Origin of the sequence: Vibrio sp. 10N.286.55.E10 (assembly GCF_002872555.1) — a bacterium.
Lineage (GTDB): Bacteria > Pseudomonadota > Gammaproteobacteria > Enterobacterales > Vibrionaceae > Vibrio > Vibrio crassostreae.
Window position 1 is genome coordinate 47,097 of sequence record NZ_MCSD01000057.1, and the last position, 14,134, is coordinate 61,230.

Annotated in this window: 8 protein-coding genes; all 8 read left to right on the forward strand. The window is 45.5% G+C overall.

All coding sequences use genetic code 11. From position 1 onward, the window contains the following. The 8 genes from hrpB to BCV39_RS20205 all read left to right on the forward strand — a co-directional run bounded on the left by hrpB (position 1) and on the right by BCV39_RS20205 (position 13,908). A complete protein-coding gene (gene hrpB / locus BCV39_RS20170; protein WP_102433047.1) occupies positions 1-2,499 on the forward strand; it encodes an ATP-dependent helicase HrpB in 2,499 nt (832 codons plus the stop codon). Continuing rightward, positions 2,496-4,895 carry a penicillin-binding protein 1B gene (gene mrcB / locus BCV39_RS20175; RefSeq protein ID WP_055319610.1) on the forward strand — a complete coding sequence of 800 codons (2,400 nt, stop codon included), beginning with the start codon at positions 2,496-2,498 and terminating at the stop codon, positions 4,893-4,895. The genes hrpB and mrcB overlap by 4 nt, the downstream gene beginning before the upstream one ends. 38 nt (positions 4,896-4,933) lie before the next feature. Next, on the forward strand, positions 4,934-7,267 hold the full coding sequence (locus tag BCV39_RS20180; protein WP_102433048.1) for a patatin-like phospholipase family protein: 2,334 nt from the start codon (positions 4,934-4,936) through the stop codon (positions 7,265-7,267). Between the two features lie 272 nt (positions 7,268-7,539). Continuing rightward, the gene (acnB, locus tag BCV39_RS20185; protein WP_057622291.1) at positions 7,540-10,128 is read left to right on the forward strand and encodes a bifunctional aconitate hydratase 2/2-methylisocitrate dehydratase; all 2,589 of its coding nucleotides are present in this window, start codon (positions 7,540-7,542) and stop codon (positions 10,126-10,128) included. A gap of 267 nt (positions 10,129-10,395) precedes the next feature. Further along, the gene (locus tag BCV39_RS20190; protein ID WP_076655080.1) at positions 10,396-10,764 is read left to right on the forward strand and encodes a YacL family protein; all 369 of its coding nucleotides are present in this window, start codon (positions 10,396-10,398) and stop codon (positions 10,762-10,764) included. A 239-nt stretch (positions 10,765-11,003) separates the two neighbouring features. Next, positions 11,004-11,342, forward strand: a complete 339-nt coding sequence (glnK, locus tag BCV39_RS20195; RefSeq protein ID WP_004738200.1) for a P-II family nitrogen regulator — start codon at positions 11,004-11,006, stop codon at positions 11,340-11,342. A 27-nt stretch (positions 11,343-11,369) separates the two neighbouring features. Next, complete coding sequence (locus BCV39_RS20200) at positions 11,370-12,599, forward strand: ammonium transporter (protein WP_102433049.1); 1,230 nt, start codon at positions 11,370-11,372, stop codon at positions 12,597-12,599. A 295-nt stretch (positions 12,600-12,894) separates the two neighbouring features. After that, positions 12,895-13,908 carry a Fe(3+) ABC transporter substrate-binding protein gene (locus BCV39_RS20205; RefSeq protein WP_102433050.1) on the forward strand — a complete coding sequence of 338 codons (1,014 nt, stop codon included), beginning with the start codon at positions 12,895-12,897 and terminating at the stop codon, positions 13,906-13,908. The last annotated feature ends 226 nt before the right edge of the window (positions 13,909-14,134 follow it).

Below are 14,134 nucleotides of genomic sequence, written 5' to 3' on the forward strand. Positions count from 1 at the left end.
ATGTTGCCAACATTACACCACAAGGTTCTCCCATTGCCACAACTGCCCATAGAAGCTGTGATGCCAGATCTGCTCGCTGGCGTAGAAACACACACTCAACTTATTCTAAAGGCCGCTCCCGGTGCGGGTAAGTCAACATTCTTCCCTTTACAACTGGTTAAGACCAATGCCGTTCAAGGCAAAATAATCATGCTTGAACCTAGGCGTTTGGCGGCAAGAAATATTGCGACTTACTTGGCGAGCCAATTGGGAGAGAAGGTCGGGGAGAGCATTGGCTTTAGAGTTCGTGGTGAATCTAAAACCAGCAGTTCAACTCGCTTGGAAATCGTCACTGAAGGGATCATGACAAGAATGATCCAAACCGACCCTGAATTGACTGGGGTTGATATGGTGATCTTCGATGAATTTCATGAGCGCAGCATCCACGCCGATACCGCATTGGCGTTTAGCTTAGAGATCCAAGAGGCATTGCGTGACGATCTAAAGGTGGTTGTGATGTCGGCAACCTTAGATCAACACGCGCTGCAGTCTTTATTGCCTAATGCCAAATACGTAGAATCACAAGGTCGCACCTTTCCGGTCGATTTCCGTTATCAGCCTCTTAGCGCAAATGAATATCTAGCCCCTAAAATGGCTAGCGTGATTCGCTCTCTGATGGAGAAAGAGTCAGGCTCACTTCTAGCTTTTTTACCAGGCGTTTCTGCGATTAAGCAGGTGGAATTTCAACTTGAACAGCTTGCTGGTGATATCGATGTGTGTCCTCTTTATGGGCAACTTAGCTTTCCTCAACAACAGAAAGCGATCGCGTCATCAGAGAAAGGGCGTCGAAAGGTGGTATTGGCCACCAATATCGCGGAAACCTCTTTGACTATCGAAGGTATTCGATTAGTGGTGGACTCCGGGCTTGAAAGAGTCGCTAAGTTTGATTTGAAAACTGGTATCACCAAGCTCGAGCAAGTGAAAATCTCACAATCTTCTGCTGAACAACGAGCGGGTCGTGCAGGACGAATTGAAGAGGGCTTGTGCGTTCGTTTGTACAGCGAAACGCAACTAATGCAGCAACCTGCTGTACCAGAGCCTGAGATTCTTCATTCTGATTTGTCTTCGTTGGTGTCTGAATTGACGCAATGGGGCGCTGCGAGTGCAGACGAGTTGCAATGGTTAGACATTCCGCCCCAAGCTTCAGTGGAGCAAGCCAAGCAACTGCTGCAAAGCCTTGATATATTAGACAGCAATGGTCAATTTACGGCGTTAGGTAAACTGGCTCAACGTTTAGGCCTTGAACCACGTATCGCCAGCATGCTGATAAAAGCGCAACAGAACGGCCAAGCATTGCTGAATGCTGCGATTGTCGCAGCCGCTTTACTTGAAGAGCCTGAACGCAACGTCACAGATATTCAGCATTCGTTGCACCGACTTAAGCAAAGAAAACATTCGAAAAATAACGTGGTGATGCAGCGAGCGAAAAGTCTCGCCAGCAAACTCAATCATCACTTAGATTTGTCACAAGCTGACGAATCATTGCTACCATTAGTGCTTTGTTTTGCCTTCCCGGACCGGATTGCACAAGTGAGAAGCGCGACCAGCAGTGCTTTCCGTCTTGCTAATGGCCACGGCGCCGAGGTTCGTGACGATGACCCATTGGCGAACAATGACTATATCGTAGTGATTGATTTGATGCGCAGCACAGGGCGAGCCAGTCAGATTTTCTTGGCCACCGCGGTTGATATTGCGCTGCTAGAAGAAGCGTTTCCAAATCTCTTTGTCTGTTCAGATTATGCGGATTGGGATGAAAAGCGTGGCCGTTTAGTTGCCGAGCAGCGAGTGTCTCTGGGCAAACTGATTATCAGCACCAAAGCTTTACCTGAGCCCGATTCGAATCAGGCGAGCCAAGCGCTGCTCAACTATGTCGCTCGATGCGGGCTGGATCGATTACATTGGACACCTTCGGCTAAACAGCTGGTTGAGCGTGTACGCTGCGCTCAGCTTTGGATGCCTGAACATGATTGGCCAGCGATGGATGACGCGAGTTTGGTTGAACATATTGATGAGTGGCTATCACCCTATCTGAATGGCATTAAGTCGGCAAAAGGGCTGACTAGTGTTTCGATTGAGCAGGCGTTGTCTGCTTATCTTGGCTGGCCTTTGAATCAAGAGATAGACCAATGGTTACCAACGCACTATGTGATGCCGACAGGCAGCAAGAAGATCATTCGTTATCAATGTCAGTCTGAACCCGTGATCTCAGTGCGAATGCAGGAAGTCTTTGGTGAACAAGATTCGCCATTGATTGCGCAAGGGCGTAAAAAAGTCGTGCTTGAGCTACTTTCTCCAGCACAGCGACCACTGCAAATTACTCAAGATTTAGCTGGCTTTTGGGCTGGCGCGTACAAAGAAGTACAAAAAGAGATGAAAGGCCGTTACCCAAAACATCCTTGGCCGGATAACCCTGCTAACCATGTAGCAACCACTAAAACCAAACGACAGTTGAATCGATGATGACCAAAATGTTAACGCCAAAAAAGGCACCACCTAAAAAAGCGCCAACAAAGAAGTCACCCGCGACCAAAGCCAAGCCAAGAAAACCAAGAGCGGCTGCGAAAAAGACCAAACCTAAGGCTAAGAAGTCAGGTCAAAGAGGTTGGTTGAAGATCCTGTGGGGTATTTCTTGGAAAGCGGGCATAGCGCTCGCGGCATTGCTGTTGTTTGTCGGTATTTATCTTGATTCTGTGGTCAAGCAGCGTTTTGAAGGTCAGCTGTTTGATTTGCCAACTGTGGTTTATGCGCGAGTACTAGACCTGTCTCCTGGAACTCCAGTGAGTTTGGTGCAGGTTAAGAATGAGCTCGATGTGCTTAATTATCGTAAGGTGAACGCGCCTCGTCACCCGGGCGAATACTCCTCTTCTTCAACCAAGATTGAAATGATTCGTCGTCCGTTCGAGTTTGTCGATGGACCCGAAGCGGATCGTCATGTGATGCTGCATTTCAACGGTAACGAGTTAACTCGAATTCAGTCGCTAGAGAAGAAAGGCGACATGGGGTATTTGCGTGTTGAGCCGAAAATGCTTGGCATGCTTGAGAAAAGTAACGATGAACAGCGACTGTTCTTAAAACGTAACCAATTCCCAGAAGTGATGGTTGATGCGCTACTGGCGACCGAAGACAGAAATTTCTATCAACATGATGGGGTTTCGCCATTGGCGATCGCTCGTGCGATGGTGGTGAATGTTAAAGCCGGGCGCACGGTACAAGGTGGTAGTACGCTGACTCAGCAGTTGGCGAAGAACCTGTTCTTGTCCAGTGAACGTACATTGTGGCGTAAGGTTCGTGAAGCCTACATTGCGCTTATCTTAGACCATCGTTACAGCAAAGATCGTATTCTAGAGGCTTACTTAAACGAGGTTTACCTTGGGCAAAATGGCGGGCAAGCGATTCATGGTTTCGGTTTGGCGTCTCGCTTGTACTTCGGTCAACCTATTCAAGAGCTCCGTATTGATCAGCTAGCACTGCTTGTCGGTATGGTAAAGGGACCTTCGTATTACAATCCGGTTCGTTATCCTGAGCGTGCTAAGACTCGACGCGATCTGGTGCTTCGCTTGTTGATGCAGCAAGACATATTAACTCCGCGACAATACGAAGAAGCGGCGAGTCGTGATTTGGATATTCAAGACAACCCACGTATTGCTAGCCGTCAGCCCGCTTACTTCCAGCAAGTCAATATTGAGCTTAAGAAGTATGTCGGCGATCGATTTGAAGCGAAAAAAGGCATTCGAGTTTTTACCTCTTTGGATCCGGTTTCCCAAGACAAGTTAGAGAAGTCGATTGCACGTAAGGTGCCTGATTTATCGAAAACCGCAGGTAACAAACTGGAAGCTGCAGCTATTGCCGTGGATAGAAATACCGGTGAAATCCGAGCTATGGTCGGTGGTAAACGTACTGGCTACGATGGTTTTAACCGTGCCTTGAATGCGAGTCGTCCTATTGGTTCTTTGGTTAAGCCTGCAATCTACTTAACCGCCTTAGAACAACCCCAAAAGTACACGTTGGCGACAACACTGAAGGACACGCCACTGAGCTTGAAAGGCAGTAAAGGCAGCGTATGGAGCCCAAGAAACTTCGATCGTAAGTTCCGCGGAGATGTGCCCTTGTATGTGGCGCTTTCTAAGTCTTACAACGTACCTACCGTTCGTTTGGGCATGCAGTTAGGCATTGATAGTGTCTCGGATACGATTGAAAAGCTGGGTGTCGATAAAAATGAGATTCGCCCAGTGCCGTCGATGTTTTTGGGTTCGTTCTCACTGACTCCGTTCCAAGTAGCGCAGATGTACCAAACCATTACCAACTCTGGTCGTATCGCACCTTTGTCCGCCCTTCGTTCTGTGGTTGATAATGATGGCGAGGTTCTGTATCAGTCGATTCCTCGTGTATCACAAAGCGTTGACCAACAGGCTGCTTGGTTAACAACCTATGCGATGAAACGTGGTGTGTCGGAAGGCACGGGTCGTTTCCTACAAGGCCAGTTTGCTTGGGCGGGGTTAGCTGGAAAAACGGGCACCAGTAATGACAGTCGAGACAGTTGGTTCGTGGGTGTTGATGGCCGTGAAGTCACCACCATCTGGCTAGGGCGCGATGATAATAAGCCAACTAAACTAACGGGCTCAAGTGGTGCGTTACGTGTCTATGCCGATTATCTTAAACATAGAACTCCGGAGCAATTATTACTGCCTTGGCCGAATGGGATTACGACGGCCAGTTTTACTCGAACTTCTGAAGGGGCTTTAGAGTTTGACTGTGATGGTGCGGTGAAACTGCCTGTTTGGGATGAGAATGGAAACATTAAAAAGGGCTGTGAAAGTCAGCCAAAACAGTGGCTAAAGAAGCTTTTTCAGTGGTAAAGTCATAACAGAAAAGAATGACAAGGATAGTTTAAAGAATGATTTCTCGTTGGATAGTGAGCGGCTTAGGCATTGTGGGTACTGTAATCAGTTTTCAGCTGTTTGCATCTACCGCGACACAGGTTGATCAATCTCAGCAAGCTGAACAAGCTCATAAAAGGCCAACCGTTGCTGTCGTTCTTGCTGGTGGTGGTGCCAAAGGTGCAGCTCACATTGGTGTACTTAAAGCCTTAGAAGAGATGCAAATCCCGGTGGATTATATTACCGGTACCAGTATGGGCTCATACGTTGGTGGTCTTTATGCGACAGGGATGAGCGCAGACGAGATCGAGAGCTTTATTTATACGGTTGATTGGAATCGTGGTTATCGTGATCGCGTTAACCGTAGTGATCGCCGAGTGCGTGACAAAGAGTATGAAGACCGTTACCAACTGAACACTGACCTTGGTTTAGGTTGGGGCGAAATCAAAGCAAGGAAAGGAGTGGTTCAAGGTCAGAATATGTTGCGTATTCTACGTGAGACCACAGGTAACCTCTCTCCACTCGACTCTTTTGACCATCTTGCTATTCCTTACCGTTCAGTCGCAACTGACATTATCGAACTTGAAGAAGTGGTCATCGATCATGGTCACCTTGTCGATGCCATGATGGCCAGTATGTCGGTACCCGGTGCGCTTCCCCCTTATTCGCTAGATGGTCGAATGCTGGTTGATGGTGGTGTCACCAATAATATGCCAGTCGACGTTGCCAGAGCGATGGGAGCGGACATTGTCATTGCGGTGGATATCAGTACCAATTACAAAGGCAAAGAAGACTTCACGAATTTTCTAGCGGCAGCTGACCAACTTTCTAATTATCTGGTTCAACGCAGCACTCAGGAGCAAGCTGAAACACTGACCGATGATGATGTTTTCCTACGCCCTGATGTTGGGCAAATGGAGACGACAGAATTCGATAAAATGCCGGGTGCCTACCAAGCCGGTTATGACGCAGCGATTCAGAATAGCTCTGAGCTTTCTAAGCTGTCACTCTCTAACGCAGACTATCAGCATTATATCGAGGACAAACAAAAAGCACGCAGACAGCTGAAGCACGGTGATAAGACCGTCGTTGACCGAGTTGTTATCAATAACAATACTCACTATTCCGATAAGCTGATCGAAAACCGTTTAAACCTAGATTCCGGTAAGATCTTAAAGACCAGTGAAATTGAATCTAAAGTGCAAGACCTCTATGCACTGGATAGATTTGAGTTAGTCACTTATGAGTTTGATAATGTTGACGGTGAAGAGCAACTTACGGTGAATGTGGATGAAAAGTCTTGGGGGCCAAACTACCTCAACTTTCGTTTCTTTCTTGAAGATGATTTCTCTACTACCAGCCAGTACTCGATCGGTGTTTCAGCCAACTTTACCGATATCAACTCGCACGGTGCAGAGTTAAGAACCAATATCGAGATGGGTACGGATAAACGAATTGAGGCCGAACTCTACTCGCCATTCTTTTCGAGCCAAAAATTGTTCACTTCAGCATCGATTGTTTACAGTAAGCAGAACAGAAACCTCCCGGTCGATATTGACGAAATTGAAGAGCCAACACTAGACGTAACGAACGACTACTTTCCAATGACTTATAGCGAGTATGTCGGAGAGTTAGCATTAGGCTATCAACCTACCTTGTGGCAAGAGCTGAAATTCGGCCTTCGCTATACTGATGGGGATGTTGAGGTGGCTTCTTTACCTTCATTGGGCAGTGGTGGCTATAAACGTATTGGTGGCTTTATGGGCTATCGACTGGATACTTTGGATAATTTCAGCTTGCCGACTAAGGGCTTCTTTGTCGATTTGGAGTACCTTGTCTCCCATGATGATTTTGATAATGACAGCTCTGTTGGTGAATCGGATTTAACGTCTGAGAGTGATACGGTTTATGAGTTTTCAGCCAATTTCATGGCTGCACAAAGTATTGAGAAGCATACTTTAGTCGCAAAGCTCGATTACGGCATTGTAGAAAGTAAAAATTCAGTCTTTCCAATTGATCCGAAAGAGCTAGGAGGGTTCCTCAATCTATCCGGTATTCCAAGGAATAGCTTGATCGGTCAAAACTTAGCATACACCAGTTTGATTTATCGCTATAAGTGGTTTGAAAATGACTTCGGTCTCTTTAAATCACCATTCTACGTGGGGGCATCCATTGAACATGGTGGTGTTTGGTCGAACAATGATTTGAGTATTGATGAAGCGCCAATGTACACCGCGGGTTCTGTTTTCGCAGGAGTCGATTCACCCATCGGGCCGATCATTTTAGCTTATGGCCGAACCGAAGATAACTTCGATTCGGTGTATCTGATTGTAGGTACTTCCTACAAATAATCATGCGTAGAGTCGCCATTTAAGTGCGTAATTAGGCAAAAATAGTGGGACTTTCGTCTTAACTTGCTATGTTGGTCAAAATGATAAGATTTTAATTTAACGTTAAATTTGCTATTCTACCGCCCACAGTTTGGCCTCTATGACGCCGCTCATCAATACAAATTGAATGACAAAAATGGCAATGGAGAGCCAAGTTTCCAAGGATGTTCACTTCTTTATTTTACTAACAATTATGAAGGGAAGAAGTGAACCGCAATGAGAGGAAAAAAGTCGTGCTTGAAGCCTACCGTAAACACGTCGAAGAACGTGCTGCCGAAGGAGTTGTTCCAAAACCACTAGATGCTGAGCAGGTAGCTGGCCTAGTTGAACTTCTGAAGAATCCACCTCAAGGTGAAGAAGAAATCATTCTTGACCTACTAGAAAACCGCATTCCACCGGGTGTAGATGAAGCTGCTTATGTAAAAGCTGGCTTTCTTACGGCTATCACTAAAGGTGAAGTAGCTTCTCCACTAGTAAGCAAAGCAAAAGCTGCAGAACTGCTTGGTACTATGCAAGGCGGTTACAACATCGAATCTCTAGTATCTCTACTAGACGATGCTGAGCTTGCTCCAATCGCTGTTAAAGCTCTATCTCATACTCTACTGATGTTCGATGCGTTCTATGACGTAGAAGAGAAAGCGAAAGCGGGCAATGCATCTGCACAACAAGTACTTCAATCTTGGGCTGATGCTGAATGGTTTACAGCGAAAAACAAAGTAGCGGAAAAGATCACCGTTAAAGTATTTAAAGTTACCGGTGAAACTAACACTGATGACTTATCTCCAGCGCCTGATGCATGGTCACGTCCTGATATCCCAGTGCACGCGAAAGCGATGCTGAAGATGGAACGTGATGGCATTACTCCTGATGAGCAGGGTAGCGTTGGTCCAATCAATCAAATTGAAGAAATGCAAAAAGATGGCATTCCACTGGCTTACGTTGGTGATGTTGTTGGTACAGGTTCTTCACGTAAATCGGCAACCAACTCAGTACTTTGGTTCATGGGTGAAGATATCCCATTCGTACCAAACAAGCGTACTGGCGGTGTTTGTCTTGGTGGTAAAATTGCACCAATCTTCTACAACACAATGGAAGATTCAGGCGCACTACCAATTGAACTGAACGTACAAGACATGAACATGGGCGATATCATTGATATCTACCCGTACGAAGGTGTTGTTCACAAGAACGGTTCTGTAATTTCAAACTTTGAGCTAAGCAAAGTTCTTCTCGATGAAGTGCGTGCTGGTGGCCGTATTCCACTGATCATTGGTCGTGGCCTAACAGGTCGTGCTCGTGACGCTCTAGGTCTAGCTGAAACGGATCTGTTTGCTAAACCAATCGATCCATCTGCATCTGATAAAGGCTACACGCTAGCTCAGAAGATGGTAGGTAAAGCATGTGGTGTTGAAGGTGTGCGTGCTGGTCAGTACTGTGAACCTAAAATGACGACAGTCGGTTCTCAAGATACGACCGGTCCTATGACTCGTGATGAGCTTAAAGATCTGGCGTGTCTTGGTTTCTCAGCAGACCTTGTAATGCAGTCTTTCTGTCACACATCTGCATACCCGAAACCTGTTGATGTAAACACTCACCATACGCTACCTGATTTCATCATGAACCGTGCGGGTGTTTCACTTCGTCCGGGTGATGGCGTTATCCACTCATGGCTAAACCGTATGCTTCTTCCTGATACTGTAGGTACAGGTGGTGACTCGCATACTCGTTTCCCTCTAGGTATTTCATTCCCTGCGGGTTCTGGCTTGGTAGCATTTGCTGCCGCAACAGGCGTTATGCCTCTTGATATGCCTGAATCTATCTTGGTTCGCTTTAAAGGCGAAATGCAACCGGGTATCACGCTACGTGACCTAGTACATGCCATTCCTCTTTATGGTATCAAGCAAGGCCTACTAACCGTAGAGAAAGCAGGTAAGATCAACGAATTCTCTGGTCGTGTACTAGAAATTGAAGGTGTTGAGCACCTATCTGTTGAGCAAGCATTTGAGCTTTCTGATGCATCTGCTGAGCGTTCTGCTGCAGGTTGTACGGTTAAGCTATCTCAAGAGTCGATCGATGAGTACCTGAACTCGAATATCGTTATGCTTAAGTGGATGATCGCGGAAGGTTACGGTGATGTTCGTACGATTGAGCGTCGTATCACTGCAATGGAAGAGTGGTTAGCGAACCCTGAGTTGCTATCTGCTGATTCAGATGCGGAATACGCGCACGTTATCGAGATTGATCTTGCTGACATCGATCAACCAATCCTTTGTGCACCAAACGATCCAGATGATGCTCGTCTTCTTTCTGACGTTCAAGGTACTGAGATTCAAGAAGTGTTTATCGGTTCTTGTATGACGAACATCGGTCACTTCCGTGCTGCTGGTAAGATGCTAGAAGAGTTTAACGGCTCGCTAAATACTCGCCTATGGGTGGCTCCGCCAACCAAGATGGATAAAGATCAGCTGACAGAAGAAGGCTACTACGGCATCTTCGGTCGTGCTGGGGTTCGTATTGAAACTCCGGGTTGTTCACTGTGTATGGGTAACCAAGCTCGTGTTGCTGATGCTGCGACGGTAATGTCTACCTCTACTCGTAACTTCCCGAACCGTTTGGGTACAGGCGCGAATGTTTACCTAGCGTCAGCTGAACTTTCTGCGGTTGGTGCGATTCTAGGTCGTATTCCAACGAAAGAAGAGTACCTAGAGTACGCTGATAAGATCAATGCAACGGCTGCTGATACATACCGTTACCTGAACTTCCATAAAATGGGTCAGTACACGGAAAAAGCGGACACGGTTATTTTCCAAGAACCAGCCTAGTTCCTCGTCATATTTGTAGCGGCAGCGTTGTTGACTGCGTACGTTCACCCTAATCACATAGAGCTTCTATGCTCATAGGGATGAACGTACTTGTCGCCTAGCTGCCACTCCAACTATTTAGAGGAACCCAAATGATAGAGCGTCTACTTCGGTAGGCGTTTTTTTATGTCTGAATGTTAGAAGACGAGCGACTCGATCTCTTGATGACTTCGCTATATACTCTCGCCTCATTTTTAACCCTATCTGTCATTAGTGCGCGGAGCCTTTATGGAATTTGAATTTACAAGAAACACTTTAATGGGCGAGTACTATGTAAAGTGCAGTATGGGGCACGAGATCGTTGGCCGCTGGTTACAAGAAGAGATCGGCAAAGATAAGCAGAAACTAGATCATGTGATGGCGCTTATTGAGCAATCTCGACAAGACCTGAGCAATGAAGTGACGCTACTTGGCAAAGAGATTAGCCTTGCCATCAATGAAGATGAAGTCACGATTCAAGAAAACGTGTTAGCGCATGAGCAAGAAATGGAAGAGGGCAGTGAGTTCGACTTCTATAACTGTGAAAGCCAAGCAAGCTGTGGAATCGATGATTTTGAACTACTCATCGAACGCTGGATAGATTTTTTAGGTTACTAGTTTCTAACACCTATTTGTTAGTCATTCAGAGCTTTGAAGGCTCCGTTGCCCAAATCTGGAGCAATAAGAGCAATACGCATTAAGATAGTGAAAAGGCCGCACCATATTGGTGCGGCCTTTTTTGTTTTTATAGTCCTATCATGTGTATTTTGTTAAAAATCAAACACTTAACTTTTTGGCACGCTACTTGGATTGTTATAAGAGAATTAACGGATTAAGTAAGAATTTAAGGAACGAATATGAAATTAATAAATGCCATTGTTAAGCCATTCAAATTAGACGATGTACGCGAAGCGCTCTCTGATGTGGGTATTGAAGGTATGACGGTCTCTGAAGTGAAGGGCTTTGGTCGTCAGAAAGGACACACAGAATTGTACCGTGGTGCAGAGTACCAAGTCGACTTCCTACCAAAAGTGAAGCTAGAGATTGCTACTCAAGCTGAAAACGTTGACCGAGTTGTTGAAGCGATCAGTCAAGCGGCACACACAGGTAAAATCGGTGACGGTAAGATTTTTGTGTATGACCTAAGCCAAGCCGTACGAATCCGTACTGGTGAAATGGATGCTGAAGCACTTTAAAGAATTACAAGGACTGGAGACTTTAATATGGAACTTACAACAACAGTAACGGAACTACGTTACGCACTAGACACTTTTTTCTTCCTCATTTCAGGTGCGTTGGTAATGTGGATGGCAGCAGGCTTCGCGATGCTTGAAGCTGGCCTAGTTCGTTCAAAGAACACAACAGAAATTTTAACTAAGAACATCTGCTTGTACGCGATTGCTTGTACAGCGTTCTTAGTGGTTGGTTACAACATTATGTATGTCGACAACGGCGAAGGCGGTTGGTTGCCATCATTCGGTACTCTGATTGGTACTCAAGGTGAAGGCGCAGACCACTCTCTAGAATCAGACTTCTTCTTCCAGGTAGTATTCGTTGCAACTGCAATGTCTGTGGTATCTGGTGCAGTTGCTGAGCGTATGAAACTTTGGTCGTTCCTTATCTTCTCGGTAGTACTAACAGCATTCATTTACCCAGTTGAAGGTTACTGGACTTGGGGCGGTGGTTTCCTATCAGAAGCGGGTTTCAGTGACTTTGCAGGTTCGGGTATCGTACATATGGCCGGTGCAGCAGCTGCATTAGCTGGTGTTCTACTACTTGGTGCTCGTAAAGGTAAATACGGTAAGAACGGTGAAATCTACCCGATTCCTGGTTCAAACATGCCGCTTGCAACACTAGGTACATTTATTCTTTGGTTTGGTTGGTTCGGTTTCAACGGCGGTTCTCAATTGCTGGTTTCAGATTTCGAGAACGCGACAGCAGTTGGTCAAATCTTCCTTAACACCAACGCAGCAGCGGCAGCTGGCGCAATCGCAGCACTACTAGTATGTAAAACGACTTGGGGTAAAGCAGACCTAACAATGATTCTTAACGGTGCGTTAGCTGGCCTAGTAGCAATCACTGCGGACCCTCTATCACCATCACCTCTATTTGCTGTAGCGATTGGTTCGGTATCTGGTGCATTGGTTGTATTCAGCATCATCGCTCTAGATAAAGCTAAGATTGATGATCCAGTAGGTGCAATCTCTGTACACGGTGTGTGTGGTTTCTTCGGTCTAATGGCTGTGCCACTAAGCAATGCTGACGCAACGTTTGGTGCTCAACTAATGGGTGCAGCAGTAATCTTTGCATGGGTATTCGGTGCTAGCCTAGCGGTATGGGCAGTGCTTAAAGCAACAATCGGTATTCGTGTTAGTGAAGATGAAGAGCTAGAAGGTATGGACATGCACGATTGTGGTGTCGGCGCTTACCCAGAGTTTGTATCAGTAAAATAATCGATAGTATTTGTCTAATCTGAACGGGTTAGGTAGGACAAAGAAAACCCCATAGCCATTGGTTGTGGGGTTTTGTTATTAATGGTCGAGTAGTTTTGATTGATGTAGATAAACCGATCTAGCCGGCAACGCTTCGCACGCATAAGTGGTCGCTTTGAAATGAATTGTTACAAAAGTGCGAGGCTGATGGCGCAGAGCGAACAATTTTTTTGTCGGACATCATTGTAATTGTGTTACTGATGAATATAATAACGCAACTGATATAGATTATCATTTCGATATAAAGGATTTTACCATGAAAAAACTGCTAACACTTTCAGCTCTAGCGTGTAGTGTCATTGCCCCTGCTGCAATGGCTGCGGAAGAAGTGAACGTATACTCTTACCGTCAACCTTTCCTAGTTGAACCAATGTTCAAGGAATTCACAAAAGAGACTGGCATTAAAGTAAACGTTAAGTTTGCTAAAAAAGGTTTAGCAGAAAAGTTAGCTCAAGAAGGCGAATACAGCCCTGCAGACGTAGTGTTAACTGTAGACATCAGTCGTCTATCTGAGCTAACTAAACAAGGTTTAGTTCAGTCTGTTGAAAGCGAAGTTCTTGAAAAGAATATTCCTGCTCAATACCAAGATACAAACAATGAGTGGTTCGCTCTAACAACACGTACACGTAGCGTTTACTCTTCTCGTGACCGTGTTGGTCGTCTAGGTGAGGAGTTTACTTACGAAGATCTAACTAAGCCTGAATTTAAAGGTAAGATCTGTACGCGTAGCGGTAAGCACCCATACAATGTTTCTCTAGTATCTTCGATGATCGCTCACAAAGGTGAAGCTGAAACGAAAGAGTGGCTAGAAGGCGTAAAAGCTAACCTAGCACGCAAGCCTCAAGGTAACGATCGCGCACAAGTTAAAGCGATTAAAGAAGGCTTATGTGATGTTGCTCTTGGTAACAGCTACTACCTAGGCAAGATGGTTAACGATAAAGAGCAAAAAGCTTGGGCTGACGCTGTTTACATTAACTTCCCTAACCAAGGGACAACGGGTACTCACGTGAATATCTCTGGTATGGCAATGGCTAAATACTCTCCAAACGAAGAGAATGCCATTAAGCTAATGGAATTCCTATCGGGTAACACAGCACAAAGCATGTATGCAGAAGTGAACTATGAATACCCAGTGAAAGCTGATGTTAAACCTTCTGAGCTTGTTGCTTCATGGGGTGAATTCAAAGCAGATACAATTTCTCTAGACCAAATTGCTGACCACCACGCAGCAGCAATTAAACTATTAGACGAAGTTAAGTTCGATCTTTAATTTATTACTGTAGGCTTCGGCCCAAGTAAAATGACAACCTCAAGTCGCCATTTTCGGTCACTTGGGGTTGTTTGTTTTGGAAAATCACTTTTTGATACAAAGCTCGCCGTTGATCCCTTGAGTTATTAGCATCTCACCTTGAAGTCATTACAGTATATGGGTATAAATAACCCCACCATTAAAAGGACATGAGATGTATTTACAAATGCATTTGTGTTTCATTAAG